The sequence below is a fragment of the Trichocoleus desertorum ATA4-8-CV12 genome (assembly GCA_019358975.1).
Taxonomy (GTDB): Bacteria; Cyanobacteriota; Cyanobacteriia; order FACHB-46; family FACHB-46; genus Trichocoleus; species Trichocoleus desertorum_A.
This window is the reverse complement of the sequence record JAHHIL010000018.1, coordinates 16,468-39,819: the sequence shown is the minus strand read 5'-3', so window position 1 is coordinate 39,819 and position 23,352 is coordinate 16,468. Positions and strand designations below refer to the sequence as shown.

Genomic DNA, 23,352 nt, shown 5'->3' with positions numbered 1-23,352 from the left:
CTCATCTAAAACTGTCTAAATGCGTTTAACCTCTCTCCGGGGAAACTGGAAACTCTAGAACGTGTAAGCAGACTGAGATTCTGTTTGAGTTGGGCCTGAGTTAGAGTGATTGACCTCAACTGGAGCTGAATTGACAGTTTGCCCATTGGAGATCAATGTACTTGAGCCGTTCTGAGTTGGCGTTTGGGGCGCTGTCGTGTGGCCGACAGGATTACGCGCTTCAATCAACTGAATAGCACGAGTTACACTTTCCGGCAAAATCACCACTAAGCTACCAGGCGTAGCGCGATCGAGAGCCGAGTTAATGGCTTTCGTTTCGTCCAGAATGATTTCGTGGGGGCATCTTTGGCTTGCAGCTTCCAAACCTCGGCAAATCCATTCAGCAGCTTCGCCTCTACTCCGCCCTCTGGTATCGTCGTCTTCCTTGACAATGACGCGATCGAACATATCCGCTGCGAGTCTGCCCAGGGTGACAAAATCCTCATTGCGGCGATCGCCGGGCCCCCCCACGACGCCAATCCGCTCTCCTGTCCAATTCTTGACAAAGCCGCCCAATGCTTCGTAGCTAGCGGGATTGTGAGCATAGTCTACTAAGGCGTGGTAGTGGCCCAAGTCGAACAAATTCATGCGTCCAGGGGTCTGGTCGGCTGAAGCTTGGAAGCTCATTAGGGCAGCTCGAATGTCTTCAATTCTGACGCCATGTGCAAAGGCTGCCACGCTAGCCGCAAGGGCATTGGCAATCATGAACGGAGCACGTCCCCCCATTGTCAGCGGTACATGGATGGCTTGCTCGATCCGCAGCGTCCAGTCACCCTTGAGAATCGATAGATAGCCATTTTCATAAACGGCTGCTAATCCTCCTTGTTGCGCGTGAGCCCGGACAATTTCGTTGTCAGGATTCATGGCAAAGTAAGCCACTTGGGCTCTGACATTGCGGGCCATCGCTGCCACTAACGGGTCATCTGCATTTAGCACCGCGTAGCCGTTGGGCATGGCGGATTCTGCTACCACGCTTTTCACTCGCGCCATATCGTCGAGGGTGTTGATGTCTCCTAGACCCATGTGGTCAGCCGCAACATTGAGAACCACCCCAATATCGCAGGCATCAAACCCTAGACCAGAGCGCAAGATACCACCACGTGCCGATTCTAGGACTGCTACTTCTACAGTGGGATCTCGGAGAATTAGCTGGGCGCTTTGCGGTCCAGTGGTGTCTCCTTTTTCTACCATGTAGTCACCGATATAGATGCCATCGGTAGTGGTGTAACCGACGACGCGCTGAGTTTGCTTGAAGATGTGGGCAATCAGGCGTGTAGTGGTAGTTTTGCCATTGGTGCCCGTGATCGCAATGATGGGAATGCGGCTGGGGGTTCCAGAGGGGAACAGCATATTGATCACCGACTCCGACACGTTCCGGGGAATGCCTTGACTAGGAGAAACGTGCATCCGGAAGCCAGGAGCGGCATTGACTTCAACTACTACACCCCCCGTTTCGCGGAGGGGGCGAGAAATATCGGAGGTGACAATATCGATACCAGCGATATCGAGGTTGATGATTTTGGCAACTCGTTGTGCCAGCCAAATGTTTTCTGGGTGAATATCATCGGTGCGATCGATCGCGATCCCGCCTGTGCTGAGGTTGGCGGTGGCCCTGAGATAGCAAATTTCTCCAAGGGGTAGGATGGTTTGCAGGGTGTAGCCTTGGTGATCTAGGAGCTTCCAAGTGGTCCGATCGACCGTAATTTTAGTCAGAACGTTGTCATGACCTTCACCCCGTTGGGGGTCTTGGTTCGTCCACTCAATTAACTCTTCGATGGTGGAGCGGCCATCCCCAATCACATGAGCGGGGACTCGTTCAGCTACTGCGACTAGCTTGCCATTCACCACCAACACGCGGTGATCTTGCCCTGTGTAATAGCGCTCTATAATCAGCGATCGCGACACTTCCTTCGCGGCATCATAGGCGTCTTCGGCCATTTTCCAAGAGTCGATATTGAGCGTAATGCCACGCCCATGATTGCCATCTAGAGGCTTGATCACAATGGGAAAGCCACCCACTTGCTTTATGGCCTCCTCCAGCTCATCTAGATAGCTAATTACAATGCCTCGTGGCACAGGTACGCCGGATTCGTGGAGAATTTGCTTGGTACTTTCTTTATCGCTAGCCAGTTCTACCCCTAGAATGCCAGTGCGATCGCTTAAGGTCGCTTGAATCCGTTTCTGATGCGCTCCATATCCTAGTTGAATCATGGAACGAGCGGCGATCTGGAGCCAAGGAATGCCTCTAGCTTCTGCTTCATGCACCAAAGACTCGGTGCTGGGGCCTAACGAAGCATCGGCCCAATAAGTTCGCAAATCTTGCAGGTCTTGCTCTAGCTCGGCCTGAGGATAGCTACCCGTTTCAACCAGGCTTTGGCACAGGCGCACCGCTGCTCTGGCGGCATACCGACCTGCTTGCTCATCTAAATACTCGATTACAACTTGGTAAGTTCCAGGAGTGGCAGTCTCACGAGTACGGCCAAAGCCTACTGTCATACCCGCTAGCACTTGCAGCTCCAGAGCTACATGTTCCACGATATGTCCCATCATGGTGCCTTCCCGGACTCGGCTCAGGAATCCGCCTCGACACCCCGGTGAGCAGAAGTGCTCGTCTAAGCTAGGTAACGCCGCCACTAACCCCTCATAAAACCCGGAGATTTGGTGGGAAGGCTTGTCTGCCAGATCCTCCAAATCTAAACGCATCACGACCAGCTTATGACGACGAATGCTCCAGTAATTAGGGCCGCGTAATGTCTGGATCTTGAGTATTTTCATAAAGCTATCCGAGGGTGTTCGGGGGTGGGGAGGACGCAGATGCAATCACGAGCTGAGGTGATTCTTGAGAAGCAACTATCCAGTTTCTCGCTTCAATAAACCTCAAATTGTTTACCAGGAACAGTTTGATGCTCGACAAACTACAATCACTGCTAGCATCAATTACAAAAAATTAGAGATCAGCAGGTTAGAGGCAAGCTTCAAAAACAGCGTAGCAGCGATCGCCTGAACCACCTTGATCGTTTTGGGCTTGATCTTTGGAGGTAGAAACAGAGCAACTGCTGTGTGGGCAAAACTTCTGGGGTTTACTCAATAAAATCAGCATATCAACACTTACAAAAAAACAATCAACACGGCGAAATGAGCCAAAGATTAGTCTCTGACTTTGTGGTGGTTGTTTTGCAGTTTCGAACTTTGAGATCCTACGAGACTGCTCATGCTGAACAGTTTTAGTTAAAAAAGTCTTAGAGCTGCTGGTTGGCATTAAGTCAATACTAGGGGAAGTGTAGAGGAGCTGAGACTACCTTCGGGTATGACAAATCGAGGCTGAAGTTGCTCTAAAATCAGCATTAAGTCAGAGCTCTCTAGAGCGCATTCTATGGCTCGCGGGCCATGATCCGACGCTGGTGAAGATGGTAACGATCGCCATAGCTGAGAATATGGACTCGCAAGTTGTGAATGCTCAGCGGATCGGTAGCCTCGGCATTGGGTTGGTTGGTGTAGCTTAGATCAGCGGGATCAACGACAGTAACCGAGCCTTTGCCCAGGACGTGCAGTAAGCCATCTCCCTCAAACAGAGCACAAGTATCCTCGTCAATACCGATGCCCAGCTTAGCCGGGTAAGCCGCGATCGCACTCATCAGTCGGGCCATGCGATTGCGATTGTGGAAATGCTGATCCACAATGATTTCTGGGATGATGCCTAGCCCAGTGGCCATATCGACCAGCGATCGATTGGGATGTTCGCCGCTGCCCCCGCCTGCAATCATGTGATGACCCATGACCGCTGCCCCAGCACTCGTACCTGCCAGCGTGATGTCACCTCTCACCGCTCGTCGTCGCACCTCGGCCATCAACTCCGTGTCTGCCAGTAGAGCGCAGAGCCGCAGTTGATCGCCTCCAGTCATGAACACGCCCGTACAGCTTTCTAGAAAGGCGCGCCAAAGGGAATCCTCACACTGCTCCCGCTCTCGGATATCTAAGACCTCAATCGCCTTGGCACCCATCTCTTCGAAAATAGTGCGGTACCGTTCGCCGATTGTGGCTGGCTCTCGTGAGGCGCAGGGAATGATGGCAATGCGAGCATCTGTGCCGCCCGCCCGATGAAAAAAGGAAGTCAAAATTTCCTTGCCGTGGACTTTGTCTTCCGCTCCCCCAATAATCATCACGGCAGTTTTGGTGGACTGAGGCATCTGTTCTTTGAGGGGTTGAGATTCTAGCTGCGGCACAACGCTACTCCTGGACATAAAATGAACCAGACGTTCCAGTAACCGATTGATTGAAATAGGAATGCCGCTTCTGTTCATCCAGTGCCATGCAGTTTTAACCCTGGAGCTTAACTAATATAGGCATAATGTCAGTTTATTTAAACATAATTTAAGAAAATCAGAAATGTCTTTTTGATTTTTTTCGGCTGCTGTTAGAGCGTCAGCCCTAGCAACGAGCGATACCAATAGCGATGCCTAGCGATACCAAGGCTTTCTAGTTCAGAAATTATGTGCCAGTTTCAAGGTATAGTCGGCAGTCTCAGTAAGATTTGCACTCTCGAAAGTTAGGGTTTTGTGAGATTTGACATTGTTACTTTATTTCCTGACTTCTTTACGTCACCGCTGAGTTCAGGCTTGTTGGGCAAGGCTTTAGCGAAAGAGATTGCTACGGTTTATCTCACCAATCCGCGTGATTTTGCGACTGACAAACATCGGCGTGTAGATGACGAGCCCTATGGAGGTGGGGTTGGCATGTTGATGAAGCCAGAGCCGATTTTTGCGGCGGTGGAGTCTCTGCCCGTTTTGCCGAGGCGAGAGGTGATCTTAATGACACCTCAGGGCCAAACGATGAACCAAGCCATGTTTCAGGAACTAGGCACTAATTATGACCAACTGGTGGTGATCTGCGGTCATTACGAAGGAGTCGATGAGCGAGTCTTGAACCTTGTGACTCGTGAAGTGTCGTTAGGGGATTTTGTGCTGACCTGTGGCGAAATCCCGGCGCTCACACTGCTGAATGGGACGGTGCGCTTGCTGCCTGGGACGGTGGGCAAAGAGGAATCTCTGAAGGCAGAAAGCTTTGAAGCGGGCCTGTTAGATTACCCACACTATACAAGACCCGCCGTTTTTCGTGAGTGGGAGGTGCCAACCGTTTTGCGCTCTGGAAATCATGCTGAAATCGATCGCTGGCGGTGGGAGCAGCAAATTCAACGCACTCGCGATCGCCGTCCCGATCTCTATGAAAAATGGTTGAAAGCTCAAGCAGGGAACGCTGAAATGCCTCCGTCTGATACTGCTCAGCCTGATGATTTCAATTCCTAGGCGTCTGTTCCCATGTCGGTGCTCTAGGTAAAATCGTACTTGTCTGCTCTCGGACTGCGGTACAATCCGATTGCTCTGCCCACCCTTGTGTTGGTAACGACTTAGAGCATCTCTGGATCGCGCAGCTCCCATCTCACCTATTCCACTATTCCTGTTCACTACTATTGCTGTCACCCTTGGCATGGAAGGCTACATTGTTCAGTTAATTATTTTCACTGCAACCTATGCCCTCTTTAGCTTGGGCTTGAATTTGCAGTGGGGCTTTACAGGTCTGATCAACTTTGGGCATGTTGCCTTCATGACAGTGGGGGCTTACACCACGGTGTTGCTAACCCTAGCGGGAGTGCCTCTGGTGATTGCCGTCTTGGCGGGCGCGGCTCTAGCTGCTTTGCTCGGCTTGTTAATTGGCTTTTCTACCTTGCGTCTGCGGGAAGACTACCTAGCGATCGTCACAATTGGCGTCTCTGAAGTTGTGCGTCTCGTGGCCTTGAATGAAGAGTGGCTGACGCGAGGAGCGCGGGGTGTCTATGGTTATCCCTTACCGCTGGACAAATTCAACCCCAACGCCTTCACCAGAGGTGGCATGATTGCCCTGCTAACGGTGGTGGTGGGTCTGGCTTACTGGAAGCTCTGGCAGTGGGTGCAACAACGACTCAAGCAAGTGTCTCGTCCTGCTGCGATCAAAAATGCTGTGGTTTGGGGTGGCTATACAGGCTCACTCGTCCTGCTCCTGGGAGGAGTTGGAGTGGTGATGCAACAACTCAAACTGAGCCGGGCGCTTTCGCCAGAGTTCCTAGGGCTGGGCCTCTTAGTCGCTTTGGTTGGGGTAGGCTGGCTTTACACCACGATCGCTAAAAAGCTAATGGCTCGGCTGTCAGAATGGGCAGCAGGTTTGGCTTTATTTAGCGTGTCCTTGTGCTCGATTTTGGGCTTATGGATGTATAGCATTGGTGCGAATGCCCTCTACAACTACTCCTACAAGGCAGGGCTGATGTTGTTGTTAGTGACGGTGCTGGCAATTCTATTTAGCTTGTTGGAGTGGCTGGTGCGATCGCCCTGGGGCCGCGTGTTGAAGGCGATTCGAGAAGATGAGGAAGTCGCTAAGGCTCTGGGCAAAAATGTGTTTTGGTACAAACTGCAATCGCTGATGCTGGGGGGCGCGATCGCTGGAATTGCTGGAGCGTTTTACGCTTGGCAGCTTACCTTTATCAACCCGGACGGTTTTATTCCCCTAATCACCTTCCAAGCTTGGACGATTGTGGTTTTGGGCGGTGCTGGAAACAACGTCGGCACTTTGCTGGGTGGGACAATTTTCTGGGCTTACAACACTTTGACGCGATTTGTCCTGAAAGACATTGTGCCGCTCGATGACGCACGATTAGGTGCATTCCGCATCATGATTATTGGTTTAATCTTGATTGTAGTCATGATGTGGCGGCCTCAAGGCATTCTAGGTAAGAAGGAGGAATTAACCCTTGGTCGATGATCCCAAGTTCCCCGATGTTTTGCCGGAAGCAGTGCCGCAGCAAGGCTTAGAAGAAATTTTGACCGAGGTGGAACGTAGACCCCAACCTCTCCAGATTCCCCTTTTGGCGGCAAGTGGCCTCTCCAAAAGCTTTGGTGGCATTAAAGCCGTCGATAATGCCGCGATCGAGGTGGCTCAGGGTAGTATTACTGGCTTGATTGGCCCTAACGGTGCTGGTAAAACGACGTTGTTTAATTTGCTGTCTAACTTCATTCGACCCGATCAAGGGCGGGTGATTTTTGACGGCGAACCGATTCAACAACTGCAACCCCACCAGATTGCTCAGCAGGGCATGGTTCGTACCTTCCAGGTAGCGCGAGTGCTGTCGCGGTTGTCGGTGCTGGAGAATATGCTGCTGGCAGCTCAACATCAGACTGGAGAAAATTTCTGGAGCGCCTGCCTACAGTTTCGTCAAGTGGCGAAAGAAGAGAAGCAGTTGAAAGAGCGAGCCTACGCCATCCTAGAGTCGGTGGGCTTGACGCATATGACCCATGAATATGCGGGAGCCCTTTCTGGCGGTCAACGTAAGTTGCTAGAGATGGCGCGCGCCCTGATGGTGCAACCCAAGCTAATCTTGCTAGATGAACCTGCGGCTGGCGTCAACCCCACCTTGATTAACCAAATCTGCGAGCACATCACCACCTGGAATCGCGAAGGAATGACGTTCCTGATTATTGAGCACAACATGGACGTGATTATGTCGCTGTGCGATCGCGTTTGGGTCTTGGCCGAGGGCCGCAATTTGGCAGTGGGCAATCCTAGTGAAATCCAAACGAACTCCGAAGTTTTAGAAGCTTATTTGGGGCAGTAAGGTTAACTGGTAATCGTCCTGGAGTTGGCTCAAAAACACGAAGAGGTGAGTTTTGACACCCACCTCCAACGCTCAAATTGCCTACAAACTCATCGTGATACACCCTTTATAAGAGCCTTACAGCAATTTCTGACTCTATTTACCTCAGCCTAATCTTGCTTTTTCTTTTTGCCCCTTTTACCTTCTATGGGCTCTACTTGCAATGGAGTCATGCTGCCAGTCTGCATTTGTACTGTCTGCCCAGGAACCACTTGGCCCGGAGCCGCAGCAGGCGTAACTAAGGGAGATGCCTGAGTGGTTGCGGGTGCAGGAGACACCTGAGCGGCTGGAGCTGGGCTCTCTGCGGGCGTGGGGGGAGCTAAATACCGATTCACTAGCAGGGGAATGGCAGTCGTACTAGCGAGTGAAACAGCGCCAATAATGCCCTGAGTCAGGGTTACTTTGAATCCTTGGCTTTTGGGGGGTTCTGAGGGCGATCCAGAATTTGCAGTCATAGGAAGGCAGGGGTATGGCTGTACAATCAACTTCACCCATTTATCGGAAGAATCGGCCTGAGCTACAACCGTATTTCTACCGAGCAAATAAAATCTTCCATGAAGCTTCAACCGCCCATGAGTTGTAGATAAATGTGACTCTAGCAAGGAACTGCTATTAGCTCTGAGCGTCACACCAACGGTACCACATTTGGCGATACACGCTCTCTAAGGTTTGGGTAAATCCGCGTCCGTTGGTCAGGGGCGATCGCGACATTAAATAGCGCAAATTGCTCCGGAGATAGCGCAGGCGATCGCGATCTTGAGCTAAGTGTTGGGCTAGACTCACATACTCTGCCAAAGAAGCAGCAATCAAATCTGTAAGACCGAGATTGGCGAGTAAGCTCACCCCCACCCTAGCCGCATGACTCTGGCCCGCCACCGTAATCACTGGAATTCCCATCCACAAAGCTTCGCAGGTGGTAGTGGTGCCGTTGTAAGGGAAGCTGTCGAGGCCAATGTCGATTTGGTGGTAAAGAGCCAAGTGTTCTGCAAAAGAGGAGACGTGCCCTAGTAGCTGGACGCGATCGCTGCTGACACCTTGCTGGGCAAATAAAGCGTGGAAGTGTTGACGGGTACTAGCATCGGTCAGAGCTTTGTACTTCAGGAGTAGCTGCGATTGAGGGACAGCCTTAAGGATCGCGGCCCAAACAGCAATGACTTCAGGCGTGACCTTAGCCAGGTTGTTGAAGGAGCCGAAAGTAATGTATCCCTTTTTTAGGACAGGTAGGGGGCTGACCGCTGGGGCGTTTTGGGCAGCCTGGTAACAGAGAAAGCCACGGGGTAGACGGACTAATGTTTCGGTATGGCGGGTATCGGCGACCCCGACCGGATCGGCCCAGGTATCGGTGAATCGGTAATCGATCGCTGACATGCCTGTCGTGTTGGGATAGCCCAAGTAAGTCACATGGATCGGCGCAGGCTTGCGGGCCAACACCAAAATTCGGTTGCCTGCTGTGTGCCCAGCTAAATCTACCAAAATATCAATTTGGTCCTGGCGTACCAACTCGGCGACTTGCTCATCACTGAGGCTAATAATGTCGCGCCACCGATCGGCAAAGCGGCGGAGTTGCTCAGTCAAGCCATCAGCCGCAGTCAAATTGGCATAGCAAAACACCTCATAGTTGGCATGGTCGTGAGCCGCGAGGACAGAACCAATGAAAAATCCCACGGGATGGGCATTAAAGTCTGGGGAGACATAACCAATCCGCAGGCGGCGATCGCGATTCCGGTCATTTAAGTGTGGGGCTGCCGCTTGAGTGAGGGGATCGGCATATTGCTCGGCCCAGTGTTTGTGCTCAGCAAAAATCGTATCCGGGTCGTGGGTGCGGTCGTACTGCAGCGAAAACAGCAGATTACTTTTGGCTTCCATCAGGCTGGGTTTCATCGCGATCGCCTGCCGATAAGCCGCGATCGCCTCGGTCATTCGCCCTTGGTCTTTGAGCACATTGCCCAAGTTGTTGTAGGTTTCTGCCAGATCAGGTCGCAGGGTCACCGCTTGTTGATAATGGTTGCTGGCCTCTGTCAATTGGCCTTGGCGCTTGTACATATTGCCGAGGTTGTTGTGCGCCTCCGCAGAATCGGGCTTGAGGGCTAAAGCTTGCTGATAAGAAGCGATCGCAGCTTCCGCTTGGCCTAAGTCCTGATAGACATTACCCAAGTTGGTATAGATGTCTGGGGCAGTCGGTCGCAGTGCTAGCGCTTTTTGATAATAGGCGACCGCTTCGCTCAGTTGGCGACGGTTAAAGCAGGCCAGTGCCAATTGGCAGTACTGGGTTGCGGCTTGTTGAAAGTATCCAGTAGCAACCTGCATCTGCCCCTGTTGTTTAGCAATCATGCCTAACTGGTATAGCGCCTCAACTTGATCGGGTTGCTGCTGCAAAATTTGTTGATAGACTTGCTCCGCCTCCGACCACCGCTGAGCTTGAGTGTGCTGAAGTGCGATCGCCAGAGCTTTAGAAATATTCACCATACCGCCCTATGCCTTGCTCTACTGCATCTTGCCTGCAAAACTGTCTTTGCTCAAGTCTGCAATAACGCTACACCGACTCCAGCATTCCCGCTCAACTTCAGATCCCAAAGATCCATACCAAGATTTGGTCAAGAAACTGAACGACAAAACTTTGGTTGGGTTTTCAGATAGGGATTAAGGTGGGAATGATCAACTGGGAGCTTATCTGGGCTGATATTGAACCCAGCGAATTGATTGAGTATTTTCGCCCGCTGAAGTGAATTGCCCCCACTTCCTAAACCCATAGAATTTTGTCCGACCGAGGATATTGAGCATGTCAAAGCCACTTAAAACAATCTCCTTGCTTTGCCCCACGCGAGGAAGACCCGATAAAGCACTGCGCCTAGTTTTAAGTGTGCTAAAAACTGCGCACCATCCGAAAAGAGTCGAAGTTTTATTTTATGTGGACGCCGACGACCCCGCCAAGCAAGACTATGTGAGCCAACTGGAAGCCCACAAAGCCGAACTGAACCACCTCAAGCAGTGCTCTTTGATGGTCAGTGAACCGATTGGCGTTTCTAAAGCGTGGAATGCTTTGGCGACTGCTTCCCAAGGAGATCTGTTGGTGATGGCAGCGGATGACCAAACCTACAATGATGCAGGGTGGGATACACGCCTCGACCAAGAAACTGCAAAATTCCCCGATGAGATTTTTTGCATGTGGTTCAACGAAGGCCACTGGGGCGAGAAGCTTTGCACCTTCCCCATCGTGAGCCGCAAATGGTGTTTGACCTTGGGCTATTTCATTACAGGCATTTTCGAGTGCTTGTATGATGATCTCTGGATTATGGATATTGCCAAGCGAGTCGGGCGCTTGCACTACATTCCCGATGTTCTGACCGAGCATTTACATTGGGGCTACGGCAAAGCTGAAATTGACTCTACTTACGAATTCAAGCAGGTGGATTCTCAGGGAAATCTCAAGCCTGCGGTGCGCCGAGACATGGATTTGTTTGGCAGAACAGCCCCCTACCGCGAAGCCGATGCTCGCAGAATTGCCGCAGTCATGAACGTTCCAGTCCCTCTTCAACCTGGCTTGCCGCCAATCGGTCGGCCCACAATTTTTAATGATGCCAATGGCGCGATCGCTCCCGCTCAACAGCCCACCGCTTCACCCGCTAGAACCCAAGTGGTGAACCTAACGATTACGACTAACCAAGAAACTAAACAGTTGAAACTGCACTTGGATGCAGAGAAATATACCCAACAATTGATGCTGTCGCGTTTTAGTACAGGCAAATTGTATGAACCAGAAGTTTCTGACTTTTTAATTCAAACACTGCGTCCCGGCGATCGCTTTGTTGATATTGGTGCACATGTCGGTTATTTTTCGCTCCTCGCTGCCACCTTAGTCGGTGCTTCTGGCAATGTGTTGGCTTTTGAAATGGAGTCAGCTAATTACAGAAAAGTTTTGGAAAACATCGAACTAAACCATCTTTCAAATCTCAAGGTTCTTAATGTGGCGTTAGGGGCTGAAACTAAAGAAGCCCAATTTTTTGTCAACCTAGATAATGATGGCGGTCATGCTCTGTGGAATGTAGGAGCGCATCAATTTAATCAAAAAAGCCGCATGAGTCAAGTAACCGAAAAAGTTAGAGTGACTACCTTAGATCAGATTTTAACTGATCAAAATCTCCATCCTCCCAAGATGATCAAAATCGATACGGAAGGGGCAGAACTAAAAGTTTTGCAAGGCAGTGTGAACACCCTGAAAACTCATCGAGTTCCTTATATTATTTGCGAAGTCAATCGTTTTGGTTTACAGCAGATGGGAACTAACGAAACTGAATTGCGAGAATGGATGCGATCGCTAGGCTATGACGCTTATTTAATGCAAGCCAGTGCACCCAATTTGGTTAAGCTAGAACCTCATCAGTATTGTGAAACGACTAAGGTATTTAACCTATTATTTCGTTGTACTTGACTTGAAGTTGTGAGAAAGTGATGAACGACTGCCCATTAGTCTGGATCATGATGGGAGTGGCAGGATCAGGCAAAACACTGGTGGGTCGGCTGTTATCCGAGCGCTTAGAAAGTGATTTTCTGGAAGGCGATCGCCGACACCCCCAAGCCAACATCCTCAAAATGCTGTCTCATCAACCTTTACAAGATGCAGACCGCCAACAGTGGTTGTTAGAAGTTGAGGATGATATCCGCAGAGCTAGCGATCGTCACCGAGAAACAGTCATCACTTGCTCTGCTCTCAAACTCTCCTATCGCAAACAACTAGCCGCTTTAGGACGAGTCCAATTGGTTTACCTGAAGGTGCCGCCATCAGAACTGGAACGCCGTCTTACCCAACGACAAAATCACTACATGCCGTCAGCGATGCTGCACAGCCAAGTCGCTGCATTCGAACCCATCATCCCCGAAGAAAATGTCATGACTGTAGACGGACTTTTGCCTCCCTTTGAGGTGGTTAACTCTTTGCTAAGTCAGGGGACACAACGATTTCCAAATCTGAAAAAACCTTGGTGGCAGAGATATGTAGAGTGATGTTTTTAATCTTGTTCTCTGCTGAATGAACAAATCCCCAGTTAAGCATTGAGAGATTAAACCTAGCAACATCTGGTTAGGCGATCGCAGTAGTCATAGTCTTAGATCAATCTCTCCATGCCAAGGATAGGTGATGGATAAAGTTGGATGGCGATCGCCAAAAATAGGTGACGGATGGGGATGGATAGCGATCGCTCAGAGTATGTGTTGAGCGAGATTGGATTGCAACACTAGACCCGAAAGTTTCTAGTTCTGGGCCAGTTCGCTAAAATTTGAGATACAGACATTGATGGATCGGCTTGCCCGCTGCTCTCTACACGGAGATGATTGGTATGACGCTACGTGAACTGCAAGATCAAGCCTTGAAACTTCCGATCGAAGAGCGTTGGCAATTGGTAAATGCATTGATGCGATCGCTCCAACCTGAGCCTCAACTAACTATCGAACCGAAAGGTTTAGCCGACAGCTTGATTGGCATTGCTAAGGCTGATTCACCGCCACCTACAGATGAAGAGGTGAAGGCAATGTTGGACGAGCGATTAGCAGAGAAATATTTGTAATGCGAGTTTTATTTAAGGCTACATTGATTGAGAAACGGATCTTATAGCTAGGCTTCCAGTATCAAGCTTGTGGAGATGAACCAATGAGTATTGATTTAGGCAAGTCCACCAACAAAGGTACAGCTATGATGAAATTTGCTCATCAATTCCAACCTGGTGTAATTCTAGAAGATGAGTATGTTGGCTGGTTCTTTGATGATTCCCTAGCAAAGTCTTTACAAGAGGATTCCCTAAACCTTGGTGTAGAGCCTGTCGATGATGCTCAAAGATTTCAGCAAATTACTTATTGGTACACCATTTTGAGGGAAAAGTACGGTGATGAAGTTATTACAGATGCGATCGCTTCAGGATGTAGGCAACTTCTTCTGCTTGGAGCAGGTTACGATACAAGGTTCTTTCGTATTTCTAGTGTGCGAGAGAAAGCCGTTGCCACGTTTGAAGTTGACTTGCCCAAAACGATTGATGATAAGCAAAAGTATCTGGTTAGCAAGCTAGGATACATCCCTGAAGGATTAAAACTTATCTCCCTCGACTTTAATCATGACGACCTCGGCAGTCTTGTTCGCTATGGTTTTGATAAAGCACTGCCAACGGTTTATGTTTGGCAAGGGGTTAGCTACTATCTACCTAAAGAGAGTGTTTCTGGCGTCTTAGACTTCATCAAATCGCAAATGGCACCTGATTCAGTGCTGCTCTTTGATTGCTGTTCCCCCTTAATGACTTTCAAAAATGACCAAGTTCCAGGTATATCAGCCAGTATTGATAAACTTGTCGAAATTGGTGAGCCGTATTTGTTTGGTATGTATGGTGATGAGATGAAAGTATGGTTAGAGGAGAAGGGATTTCAAGATATTGAGGTTTTGCAACAAGATGACTTAGAGGAGAAAATTCTGCACAAGCGTACATTGTTAAACAATATGTGGTATCTGGTGGTCGCTAAAGCGTAATGGGTTCTGTCTGTCTAACAATCCCGTTGCACACCGACTGTGTAAAGATGGTTGATCGATTCCGAAAGGGTGCTAGCGGCGGGTTGACGGGGTCATTAGGTAGAAAGTAAATTTAGCGATCGCCTACTAAATTCCCGATAAAAAAGCTCCCTCCCTAGCTTGAATTAAGACTGAAGGAGAGGACTATGAGAATTAAATTGCGATTGCCTAAAGTATTTGATTGGTGAGGTTGGATAGCGATCGCCCAGACTACATGTTGACTGAGATGGATGGCGATCGCCAAAAATAGGTGACGGATGGAGATGGATAGCGATCGCCAAAAGTAGGTGATGGGCGAGGTTGGATGGCGATCGCATTGTGAGAACTGATGGCTTAGAAGTTGCGATCGTGAAATGAGTTTAGAGGAATAGCGTGTGACGTATTTAATAGTACGCCTGCCATTAGTCGGTCGGTGAGAATTTGCTTGAAGTACTCTGCCTCTTGTACGAGAACTAAACAGCGTGAGGAAATGGGCAAACCCTAATTTTATTAAATAGTTGAGTTAACTTGTGAATGGTAGAAAAACTCATCCAACTCATCCATGAATACCAAAACAGGGTGCGAGAAGCAGTTGAGCTATTTGAGCGATACAAGGGGCTGAAACGACCTCAACGTCTTCTAGAATGGCAATTATCGGGAATTCCACAGAGAGGGTATTTAGATCCCAGTGAAAAAATTTCTTATTTTTTTCATGGGTATGGATGTTGCGTACGTTTACCATCAGGACATGTAGATTGGGATTTTGGTAGAGAAGGTCAAATTGACGGTTTTGATGCCTGGCGCTTATATGATTTTGTAGAGAGAGGAACACAGAATTTTCCAGAGTTTCGGGATGAGGAGGTATTAAAGTCTGTGTTTGCTGAAGCAGAATCCAAAGGGCTATTTCATAAATCAGACTATATTCTGTATTACCTGAAATAATAAGGAATCTGTGATAATCCCTGCAAAAAATTTGGATGCGAAGACCATGACAACCGCTGATCCAAACCGTTATGCAGCTTAATCTCTGGTGGGGACAGTAGTTGAAAGCTCATCTATTAGTTTTCAAGGTTAGGGTAGTATGAGGCTGTCTATAAGGACATGCAGCAAACAAGAGCCAATTGAATCTGAAGCATGATTGAGATTCGTTTTGGCGATAGCCCTCATGGGATAGAAATTGAGCTTTCAGGTTTGCCTAAAGATCTTCGAAATGTTCAGCAGTCAATCCTGAATCTTGTACGGAATAAGAGTCAGCAATTTTATGTTATTAAAGCTGCAATAGTTGATCCATTCCCTTACAAGGTCTGCTTAAGCTCCTTACATATCTACAAAAATGATAGTTTCGTCAGGGTTTGGGTGTCTGAAAATTCCTTGCAGATCGAAGGGGACTCCGAGAAGTTAGAAATCTTTGCAGCTTGGTTTGAGTTTGATGACGGTAATGTGGAAGGTTACCATCATCACTTTGATTACTATGGAAATGAGTGGTGGGTTAATGCTAATTCAAACCCTCTAGTAATTTCAGTTAGAGATCCAGTACAGTGTCCAGACACAGCATAACGATCGCCATGCAACGGACAAATGATGATTGCTGGCTGGGATATATAAGGTGTGGATCGCCACTGATTGCGATCGTTAGGTAGAAAGTAAATTAGCGATCACCTACTAGATTCAGCAATTTGGAATCGTAACTTATAAAAAAGCCCCCTCCCTAGCTTGATGTAAGACTAAGGGAGGGGACTAATTAAAGTTAAACAGTTAAACAACGATCGCCTTATCTAGACCATTAGCTAGAAGTCTGAGCAGCTAGTAACTCGGCGGGTAGGCGCTTGAAGGCTAACCGCTCGTTTTCGACATCGACAAAGATGGTGTCGCCAGTTGTGAACTCGCTGCGGAGGATCGCCTTGGCAATTTGGGTTTCCAGTTCGCGTTGGATGGCCCGCTTGAGGGGACGTGCCCCGTAGACAGGGTCGTAACCCACTTCTGCCAAGAAGTCGAGGGCAGCATCGGATAGCTTGAGAGCCATCTTGCGATCGCTCAACCGTTGCTCTAAGCGCTGAACTTGGAGCTTGACGATCTCGCGGAGTTCGCTGCAGTCTAGGGCATGGAAGATGATGATCTCATCGATTCGGTTGAGGAACTCTGGACGGAAGTTGTTTCGCATCGCATCCAAGACTCGGCTCCGCATCTCCTCGTACTGGGAGTTGTCTCCAGCGATATCGAGGATATACTGCGAGCCAATGTTGCTGGTCATGATAATGATGGTGTTCTTGAAGTCTACCTTGCGACCTTGAGAGTCGGTGACACGGCCATCATCTAGGATTTGCAACATCACGTTGAAGACATCCGGATGTGCTTTTTCGATCTCATCAAACAGAATTACCGAGTAAGGCCGACGGCGAATCGCTTCCGTGAGTTGACCGCCTTCCTCATATCCCACATATCCCGGAGGCGCACCGATCAGGCGAGACACAGAGTGCTTCTCCATGTACTCCGACATATCGATCCGCACCATTGCATCTTCGGTATCAAATAGGTAAGAAGCTAGCGCTTTGCCGAGTTCCGTCTTACCAACCCCGGTAGGACCAAGGAAGATAAAGCTGGCGGTGGGGCGGTTGGGGTCTGCTAAGCCCGCGCGAGACCGTTGAATCGCATCGGCTACGGCTGTTACAGCTTCCTGTTGACCCACCACTCGCTTGTGCAATTCTTCTTCCAATTGGAGCAGCTTCTGCATCTCGGACTCAACCAGCTTATTCAGGGGGATACCTGTCCACTTAGAAATGATCTCCGCAATGTCGGCTTCCGTCACTTCTTCGCGCAATAGCGATCGCCCACTGGTTTGAGTATCCGCTAGTTTCGCTTCGATCTCATCCAGTTGCCGTTGCAGTTCGGTCAGTTTGCCATATTTCAGCTCCGCCGCTCGGTTGAGGTCGTACTCACGCTCGGCTTGCTGGACTTCCACATTCACTTGTTCGATCTCCTCTTTTAGCGCTTTACGCCGATCGAGGATCTCCTTTTCTCCTTGCCATTGGGCATTGAGGCGACTTTGATTTTCTTTGAGATCACCTAGCTCTCTCTCTAGTCGGTCTAGGCGATCGCGAGAAGCGACATCACTCTCTTTTTGCAAAGACAACCGCTCCATCTCCAATTGCAGAATCTTGCGATCGATTTCGTCGAGTTCTTCTGGTTTGGAGGTGCTTTCCATCTTCAGCTTGGCAGCCGCTTCGTCTACCAGGTCAATCGCCTTGTCGGGCAAGAAGCGATCGCTGATGTAACGAGTTGAAAGTGTCGCCGCAGCCACGAGAGAACTGTCGGAGATTTTGACGTTGTGGTGCGTTTCGTAGCGGTCTTTCAAGCCCCGCAGAATCGAAATCGTATCTTCGACGGTGGGCTGATCAATGTAAACCTGCTGGAACCGTCGCTCCAGAGCCGCATCTTTTTCGATGTACTTGCGGTACTCATCCAGGGTGGTAGCACCGATACAACGCAGTTCCCCGCGAGCCAACATCGGCTTCAGCAAGTTACCCGCATCCATCGCGCCTTGGGTCGCCCCTGCGCCTACAACGGTGTGGATTTCGTCAATAAATAGGATAATTGTGCCGTTGGAGTCGGTGACTTCCTTCAGAACCGCTTTGAGACGCTCTTCAAATTCACCCCGGTACTTGGCACCCGCAATCAGGGCACCCATATCCAGAGCAATCAGCTTGCGATCGCGCAAAGATTCAGGCACATCCCCTTTCACAATCCGCTGGGCTAGACCTTCGGCGATCGCGGTTTTACCGACACCCGGTTCCCCAATCAGGACGGGGTTGTTTTTGGTGCGGCGAGACAAAATTTGGATCGTCCGGCGGATTTCGTCATCCCGACCGATCACAGGGTCGAGTTTGCCTTGACGCGCAAATTCTGTCAGGTCACGGCCATATTTAGTTAACGAGTCGTATTTCCCTTCAGGGTTTTGGTCGGTCACTTTCTGACTTCCTCGAATTTGCTCAATCGTGCTGCGTAGCTTGGCTGTGTCTAGTCTAAATTCTTGAAACAGCGATTTCCCGAAGCGATCGTCTTGGGTGTAGGCCAGGAGCAAGTGTTCGATCGAAATGAAGTCGTCTTCAAATTCTTTGCGATAGCCTTCAGCGCGATCGAGCAAGGTATCCGCACTACGGCCCCAGTACACAGAGCCACTATTGGAAACTTTGGGTTGGCGCTTAATAAATTCTTCGGTGCGATCGCGTAACTTCTGCACACTGATTCCCAGCTTACTGAAGACGCTGCTGGCAAGTCCTTCTTGCTCTACCAAGGACTTGAACAAGTGTTCTGTCTCAATCTGCTGCTGCTGGGCTTGCTTAACCACCTCAGGGGTCTGAGCGATCGCTTCCCACGCTTTTTCGGTAAATTGATTGGGATTGGTTGGTTGCATACTGCACGCTCCCCCTCTAAACAATAAATATATACATTCAGCTAGTTACAGCTATTGTAAAAAACTCAGCGTACCCAGCAGGATCGGTGTTTACGCCTTCATATAGGGGTATTACCGTTCCAAGCTTGCGGCAACAAGTTAATCCGAATCACAGCATGATGCTGGCGATCGCACCTTCGATAAGATGCTGTTGACTTCTGTTTTTGGCCTATAAGTTTTATGAAGGAACCAACCCAAAGCAGTTCAGTCTAATCCACCCTAAGTCTTTAGGATCATTGCCCTATGATCTCAATATTGATACTTTTGTACTGCCAGCTTAGGTTGAGCAAAAATTCTGGCTACCATAAAACTAGCAGACAGCACGGTTATTACTGATGGGTAGATTGCTTGAGACCTATCTTAGATATGGAGTTCCTAGTAACATGTCTACCAAGCTAGAGGCTTGTGGGCTATCAGCTACCACTCTTCGTTCAACTCCAAGCAAAATGTTAGTGAAGCATCATGCACTATCAACAGAAGAAGTGACTTGGCTCAAACAATGTGTGTCACGCCAACCCATTAATCAAGAAACTGTGCAAAAACTATTGGAAAGTAGTAACTTTGTCTGCTGTTGTTGCAAAGGAATAAAAAGTGACGCTTATATTATTCATCATATTGTCGAGTATGAAATTTCGCAGGATAACAGTTACTCTAACTTAGTAGTTTTATGTCCAAACGATCATGACCTCGCACATCGCTCTCCAGGCCTCACAAGTAAGCTAACAATTGAGCAAATCAAAAGCAGCAAGGAAAGCTGGGAGCAACAAGTCCGCTTACATAATCTTGCTATGTCTGAGTCTACAGAGCGAGAAGATTTTATACTGAAAATTCCACGATATCAAGAGTTGCAAGAGCAAATTAAAGTTCTTAAAGATCGTATAACTGACAAAGAAAAACTCCTCACTAGAAGTGAGGCTTTTTTTGATATAGAAATATCAAAGTTACAAAATCGAATTTTAGAATTGGAGAATCAAAAGACTTTTCTGGAGCAACAGGTTGAAAGTATACTTCAAAAACTCAATGATATTGATCTTAGTACAGCATCTGAACTATACCCAAAAGCTGTATTTTGCTTCTTAAACGCAGAAATTGATAAAGCCATTGACATCCTTAATGAAGTAGAGTTAGACGCTGAACTCGCGAGAATTCAAGAGAGAGAAAATATACTTAATGACTCGATGCGCAAAAATGCTGATAGTCGTTTTCTTAAAGCAAAGCTTCTTACATTGAATTTGCAGTTTTCCGAAGCAGAGGAAGTACTGGTAAAAGGCTTAGAAATTTATGGGAGATTGGCAGAACGTGAACCAGAAAGTTATCTTCTCAATTTGGTCTTAAAAATTGAGGAGGTTGGAAGTATTTATTGTAATCTTGGGCAAGCTGAAATAGCTGAAATATATTTTTTTAATGCTCTTTCTGTTTGTGAAAAACTTGAGGAGTTGCAAATCTATAAACATCTTCCATTTATCCCCATTATTTTTCAAAACATAGGAGCTTGTTATTACTATAGAGGAGATCATCAACAATCCCAAGAGTATTTAGAACTGGCGAACTCCTTGTTTGGTGTTATTGATGAATTAGATGCAAAACTTCAAGAAGAGAATCCTGAGCATAGTAATTCTAAGATACTTGGTATACCTTTTCTCAAATATAGGCACGCCTTAGTTCTTAATAATCTTGGGACTACTTATAGTGCCCTTGAAATGAATAGAAAAGCTCAAATTTCATTTTTAAATGCTAAAAATATATACGAAGAACTAGTTTTGGGGAATGAAAGTTTTTATTTGGAAGGATTAGTCAAAAATCTTGCTGCTTTAGGCTATTTTTATCTTGCAAATAATGACTTAAATGCCGCTGAGAAAACCTATCTGGACTTACTTCCGCACGCTAGGAAGCTAGCTGAGAAAAAGTATAAAGCTTATCTAGAAGACCTGGCAGATATATTGCTGAACTTCACTGCGGTGTGTATTAAGTTACAAAAATTTGAAGAAGCCAAATTTTTTTGTGATGAAGCGATTAACTTGTATCGTCAATTAGCCTCAACTAGAGGTGAGCATATAGAGATGCAGCTAGTTTCAGCTTTAATGTATTACTGCATTTCCCTTGTTGAAACCAAAGGTTCATCAAATGAGATTCTAAATTATGCTCGTGAGGTCAAGATCCTATGTGATCAATATCCAGATAATATCGATGCGCAAGAGCAAGGTAAGACATCTCAAGTTCTAATAAAAATGGTGGAAAAAGCGTAAGCTCGTCTTTACTATAGGCCTGGAAAATCAAATTCTTGAATTAGAAATTCCTCTGAGAGAAAATTTTCTTTGTGTCCAGTAACTTGCACCTTCATCATTATGTTGAGTATCTATCCCCAGCAGCAGGCTTATCCGGCACATCTTCATTACATGTTCGCTTTGGTAAACTGAGGGTATTGATTGGGATAAGTTGACCTATGACCATTGCGATACGCTATACAGGTACGCAAGCGAGCGACCAACTAATCCAACAGAAGCCACTCAGCTTCGACGAGTTTCTTGCTTCTTATGGTGGCGATAATCGCTATGAGTTGATCGACGGAGAGGTGTTCGACTTGGAACCAACGGGCCAACATGAGGAAGTTGCCACTTTCATTACCACCAAGCTCTGTGTGCAGATCGATGGAACAGGATTAACCTGGTTTGTGCTGCAACGGGGATTATTACGTCCTGCAAACAGAGGTATCACAGCATTTCGACCTGACGTTGCAGTTGTTGACCGAGATGAACTTTTCCAAGAACCACTTTGGGCCGATCAATCTATCTTGACGCTAGGGAGTTCGATTAAATTTGTTGCCGAAGTAGTTAGTAGCAACTGGCAAAATGATTATGCTCGTAAAGTGGAAGACTACGCAGTTTTAGGCATCCCTGAATATTGGATTGCCGATTATGCAGCTTTAGGTGGCACTCGACACATTGGGAAACCTAAACAACCTACCCTCTCCGTCTGTATGCTAGTGGATGGAGAGTATGAAATTCAGCAATTTCGGGGTGACCAGGCCATTGTTTCTCCAACCTTTCCAGATTTGCAACTAACGGCTGAGCAGGTGTTAACAGGCGGTAGGTAAGGTAGCTACAATTCGACTCACCTTTTGCCTGAAGCCTCACAGCTTTTAATTGTTATACATCTCTCTTTGGTTGATTGAAACATATCCCTTCAGAAAGCTACCTTGGCTTAGTTAGGATTAAGGCTCAACATCTAAAGAAATTATGCTGAAGGCTAATGCAGAAGGAGTTGTGGCAGCTAATAACGGACTAGTTATTACGCTTTTTATTCTGGTTATAACCAGCCTAGCGATCGCCTACGGCTTTGGTGTTAAAGCCCAACGTCTCCCCTTTTCAGCAGAAATTGGATTTAGTGAACAGCAATGGTCATTTCTGTGGGGGTGGGTCAAGCTAGCCTTAGTGGTTGGGGTTTTATTGCCGATCGCCTTATGTGTCCAGTCTTGGGGGCAACCTGCTGCATTGATGTTCTGGGGGAGTTACTTACTAGTCGTTGCGGTGCAGCTAATCTCGGAGCGCGTGTTCAGCCAATGGTTAGTTCCTAGTGTTGTGGTGCCTATTGGCTTTTGCTACACTGCTTTTCGGTTATGGCAATTACTGGATGGATTCACCCAACTATCATTGCCCCGTTTTGCATGGGTTGGCTTTAGCGGTGTTGTCCTATTTTGGACTGCCAACCTGGTGATGTTGATGGCGATCGCAATTCCAGTGGTTTACAAAAGACAGAGACTTCAAGAATAGACAATGCGGTAGTGCGATCGCTCCTGACACGACAACCGAGAGCAGCATCTATCTCTCTACACTATTTAGGCTTCGGAAAGAGAGCGTCAAATCTCAGTAACAAATAACCTGTCCAGCCTTTGGAGTAGCTCCACCAACCACTCAGCGCGAACATATATTCTCTAGGCAAGCTACCCAGAGGAGCCTGAAAACTGTAATTGAAGGAATCCCACGGAGATAGCCAAGTGCCATTGACCCGCCAGTGCACATATTGACCAAACTTGTTTTCACTCAAGGTCTGCATAGAAGTATCTGGGGAAGAAACACATCCCAGCTTCTCCCAAACTCTACTTTGAATACTCAGCCCGAAGCGACCATTACTAGCTTGAGCCCAAAGTTTATCAATGGCAGCGAGAGATTGTCCAGATATACCCCTAATGTCTTCGGGGCGCATCCAACCTTCTTTGGTTCTGCCTGTCAACTCTAACAAAAGTCTTTTAGTTTCTAGATCAGCTTCTTTCAATTTCCTTGCTTGAAGAAACTCTTGCAACTTCTTGCAGCTTTGAGGAATCTCAATCGATGGCTCTTGCTTAACTTCTGCTTTCTTTTCCTGTTTAACTTTTACTGTTTGTTCCGGTTTGGTTTGTACTTTCTCCTGGGAAGCTTGGGGTGGTGCGGATTTAAGAATTTCGTAGGCAGCATTAATTTGTTTGAGCTTTTCTTCTGCCTTTTCACGGAGTCTAGGGTTATCAGTAAAACGATCGGGATGCCAAACTACGGCTAAATCTCTATAAGCTTGTTTAATTTCAGCTTGAGATGCCCCTGGCTCAACTTCAAGAGTTTGATAATGTACAACGCTTGGGTTCATAGCTAGTTTCTACTAAGTTATGAGTTTTTGACGATGTACATT

General features: G+C 47.8%; 20 protein-coding genes. 12 read left to right on the top strand and 8 right to left on the bottom strand.

Going from position 1 to position 23,352, the window contains the following annotated elements; genetic code table 11:
* Positions 1-54: 54 nt before the first annotated feature.
* The 3 genes from cphA to KME12_14540 form a co-directional block, all read right to left on the bottom strand.
* Positions 55-2,814: a cyanophycin synthetase gene (cphA, locus tag KME12_14550; protein ID MBW4489005.1), complete on the bottom strand. Its 2,760-nt coding sequence runs from the start codon at positions 2,812-2,814 to the stop codon at positions 55-57.
* Positions 2,815-3,001: 187 nt separating this feature from the next.
* The gene (locus KME12_14545; GenBank protein ID MBW4489004.1) at positions 3,002-3,139 is read right to left on the bottom strand and encodes a hypothetical protein; all 138 of its coding nucleotides are present in this window, start codon (positions 3,137-3,139) and stop codon (positions 3,002-3,004) included.
* Between the two features lie 271 nt (positions 3,140-3,410).
* Positions 3,411-4,226 carry a cyanophycinase gene (locus tag KME12_14540; protein MBW4489003.1) on the bottom strand — a complete coding sequence of 272 codons (816 nt, stop codon included), beginning with the start codon at positions 4,224-4,226 and terminating at the stop codon, positions 3,411-3,413.
* A gap of 369 nt (positions 4,227-4,595) precedes the next feature.
* On the opposite strand from KME12_14540, the gene trmD reads away from it, so the two are divergent.
* The 3 genes from trmD to KME12_14525 all read left to right on the top strand — a co-directional run bounded on the left by trmD (position 4,596) and on the right by KME12_14525 (position 7,678).
* Positions 4,596-5,342, top strand: coding sequence for a tRNA (guanosine(37)-N1)-methyltransferase TrmD (trmD, locus tag KME12_14535; GenBank protein ID MBW4489002.1), 747 nt, complete (start codon positions 4,596-4,598; stop codon positions 5,340-5,342).
* Positions 5,343-5,523: 181 nt separating this feature from the next.
* A complete protein-coding gene (locus tag KME12_14530) occupies positions 5,524-6,828 on the top strand; it encodes a branched-chain amino acid ABC transporter permease (protein ID MBW4489001.1) in 1,305 nt (434 codons plus the stop codon).
* Positions 6,829-6,883: 55 nt separating this feature from the next.
* Positions 6,884-7,678 carry an ABC transporter ATP-binding protein gene (locus tag KME12_14525; protein ID MBW4489000.1) on the top strand — a complete coding sequence of 265 codons (795 nt, stop codon included), beginning with the start codon at positions 6,884-6,886 and terminating at the stop codon, positions 7,676-7,678.
* Positions 7,679-7,827: 149 nt separating this feature from the next.
* Here KME12_14525 and KME12_14520 read toward each other — a convergent pair whose 3' ends face one another.
* The gene (locus tag KME12_14520) at positions 7,828-8,172 is read right to left on the bottom strand and encodes a hypothetical protein (GenBank protein ID MBW4488999.1); all 345 of its coding nucleotides are present in this window, start codon (positions 8,170-8,172) and stop codon (positions 7,828-7,830) included.
* A 157-nt stretch (positions 8,173-8,329) separates the two neighbouring features.
* Entirely contained in the window at positions 8,330-10,183 is a 1,854-nt protein-coding gene (locus KME12_14515; protein ID MBW4488998.1) for a tetratricopeptide repeat protein, read from the bottom strand.
* 313 nt (positions 10,184-10,496) lie between these two features.
* Here KME12_14515 and KME12_14510 point away from each other — a divergent pair, with 313 nt between their 5' ends.
* The 4 genes from KME12_14510 (at position 10,497) to KME12_14495 (ending at position 14,225) form a co-directional block, all read left to right on the top strand.
* Entirely contained in the window at positions 10,497-12,146 is a 1,650-nt protein-coding gene (locus KME12_14510) for an FkbM family methyltransferase (GenBank protein ID MBW4488997.1), read from the top strand.
* Between the two features lie 47 nt (positions 12,147-12,193).
* Positions 12,194-12,718, top strand: coding sequence for an AAA family ATPase (locus tag KME12_14505; GenBank protein MBW4488996.1), 525 nt, complete (start codon positions 12,194-12,196; stop codon positions 12,716-12,718).
* Positions 12,719-13,050: 332 nt separating this feature from the next.
* The gene (locus KME12_14500) at positions 13,051-13,278 is read left to right on the top strand and encodes a hypothetical protein (protein ID MBW4488995.1); all 228 of its coding nucleotides are present in this window, start codon (positions 13,051-13,053) and stop codon (positions 13,276-13,278) included.
* An 83-nt stretch (positions 13,279-13,361) separates the two neighbouring features.
* Positions 13,362-14,225 (top strand): SAM-dependent methyltransferase, encoded by an 864-nt coding sequence (locus KME12_14495; protein ID MBW4488994.1) that lies wholly within the window; start codon positions 13,362-13,364, stop codon positions 14,223-14,225.
* Between the two features lie 164 nt (positions 14,226-14,389).
* Here KME12_14495 and KME12_14490 read toward each other — a convergent pair whose 3' ends face one another.
* The gene (locus tag KME12_14490; protein ID MBW4488993.1) at positions 14,390-14,581 is read right to left on the bottom strand and encodes a hypothetical protein; all 192 of its coding nucleotides are present in this window, start codon (positions 14,579-14,581) and stop codon (positions 14,390-14,392) included.
* A gap of 196 nt (positions 14,582-14,777) precedes the next feature.
* Between KME12_14490 and KME12_14485 the strand changes: the two genes are divergently transcribed.
* Together KME12_14485 and KME12_14480 are read left to right on the top strand one after the other, a co-directional pair.
* Positions 14,778-15,185 (top strand): hypothetical protein, encoded by a 408-nt coding sequence (locus KME12_14485; protein MBW4488992.1) that lies wholly within the window; start codon positions 14,778-14,780, stop codon positions 15,183-15,185.
* A gap of 192 nt (positions 15,186-15,377) precedes the next feature.
* Entirely contained in the window at positions 15,378-15,800 is a 423-nt protein-coding gene (locus tag KME12_14480; protein MBW4488991.1) for a hypothetical protein, read from the top strand.
* Positions 15,801-16,026: 226 nt separating this feature from the next.
* Here the strand turns inward: KME12_14480 and clpB are convergent, their stop codons facing one another.
* Positions 16,027-18,654, bottom strand: a complete 2,628-nt coding sequence (gene clpB, locus KME12_14475) for an ATP-dependent chaperone ClpB (GenBank protein ID MBW4488990.1) — start codon at positions 18,652-18,654, stop codon at positions 16,027-16,029.
* A gap of 422 nt (positions 18,655-19,076) precedes the next feature.
* Here clpB and KME12_14470 point away from each other — a divergent pair, with 422 nt between their 5' ends.
* From KME12_14470 to KME12_14460, 3 genes are all read left to right on the top strand, one after another.
* Positions 19,077-20,939 carry an HNH endonuclease gene (locus KME12_14470; protein ID MBW4488989.1) on the top strand — a complete coding sequence of 621 codons (1,863 nt, stop codon included), beginning with the start codon at positions 19,077-19,079 and terminating at the stop codon, positions 20,937-20,939.
* A 197-nt stretch (positions 20,940-21,136) separates the two neighbouring features.
* Positions 21,137-21,787, top strand: coding sequence for a Uma2 family endonuclease (locus KME12_14465; protein MBW4488988.1), 651 nt, complete (start codon positions 21,137-21,139; stop codon positions 21,785-21,787).
* A gap of 169 nt (positions 21,788-21,956) precedes the next feature.
* Positions 21,957-22,463 (top strand): hypothetical protein, encoded by a 507-nt coding sequence (locus KME12_14460; protein ID MBW4488987.1) that lies wholly within the window; start codon positions 21,957-21,959, stop codon positions 22,461-22,463.
* 61 nt (positions 22,464-22,524) lie between these two features.
* Here the strand turns inward: KME12_14460 and KME12_14455 are convergent, their stop codons facing one another.
* Positions 22,525-23,310 (bottom strand): GUN4 domain-containing protein, encoded by a 786-nt coding sequence (locus KME12_14455; protein MBW4488986.1) that lies wholly within the window; start codon positions 23,308-23,310, stop codon positions 22,525-22,527.
* Between the last annotated feature and the right edge of the window lie 42 nt (positions 23,311-23,352).

Bases quoted from the DNA above. Each gene is read 5' to 3' on its own strand.
- cphA (MBW4489005.1), bottom strand. From the start codon at position 2,814: ATGAAAATACTCAAGATCCAGACATTACGCGGCCCTAATTACTGGAGC.
- KME12_14545 (MBW4489004.1), bottom strand. From the start codon at position 3,139: ATGCTGATTTTATTGAGTAAACCCCAGAAGTTTTGCCCACACAGCAGT.
- KME12_14540 (MBW4489003.1), bottom strand. From the start codon at position 4,226: ATGCCTCAGTCCACCAAAACTGCCGTGATGATTATTGGGGGAGCGGAA.
- KME12_14530 (MBW4489001.1), top strand. From the start codon at position 5,524: ATGGAAGGCTACATTGTTCAGTTAATTATTTTCACTGCAACCTATGCC.
- KME12_14520 (MBW4488999.1), bottom strand. From the start codon at position 8,172: ATGACTGCAAATTCTGGATCGCCCTCAGAACCCCCCAAAAGCCAAGGA.
- KME12_14515 (MBW4488998.1), bottom strand. From the start codon at position 10,183: ATGGTGAATATTTCTAAAGCTCTGGCGATCGCACTTCAGCACACTCAA.
- KME12_14510 (MBW4488997.1), top strand. From the start codon at position 10,497: ATGTCAAAGCCACTTAAAACAATCTCCTTGCTTTGCCCCACGCGAGGA.
- KME12_14505 (MBW4488996.1), top strand. From the start codon at position 12,194: ATGATGGGAGTGGCAGGATCAGGCAAAACACTGGTGGGTCGGCTGTTA.
- KME12_14500 (MBW4488995.1), top strand. From the start codon at position 13,051: ATGACGCTACGTGAACTGCAAGATCAAGCCTTGAAACTTCCGATCGAA.
- KME12_14495 (MBW4488994.1), top strand. From the start codon at position 13,362: ATGAGTATTGATTTAGGCAAGTCCACCAACAAAGGTACAGCTATGATG.
- KME12_14490 (MBW4488993.1), bottom strand. From the start codon at position 14,581: ATGCGATCGCCATCCAACCTCGCCCATCACCTACTTTTGGCGATCGCT.
- KME12_14485 (MBW4488992.1), top strand. From the start codon at position 14,778: ATGGTAGAAAAACTCATCCAACTCATCCATGAATACCAAAACAGGGTG.
- KME12_14480 (MBW4488991.1), top strand. From the start codon at position 15,378: ATGATTGAGATTCGTTTTGGCGATAGCCCTCATGGGATAGAAATTGAG.
- clpB (MBW4488990.1), bottom strand. From the start codon at position 18,654: ATGCAACCAACCAATCCCAATCAATTTACCGAAAAAGCGTGGGAAGCG.
- KME12_14470 (MBW4488989.1), top strand. From the start codon at position 19,077: ATGTCTACCAAGCTAGAGGCTTGTGGGCTATCAGCTACCACTCTTCGT.
- KME12_14465 (MBW4488988.1), top strand. From the start codon at position 21,137: ATGACCATTGCGATACGCTATACAGGTACGCAAGCGAGCGACCAACTA.
- KME12_14455 (MBW4488986.1), bottom strand. From the start codon at position 23,310: ATGAACCCAAGCGTTGTACATTATCAAACTCTTGAAGTTGAGCCAGGG.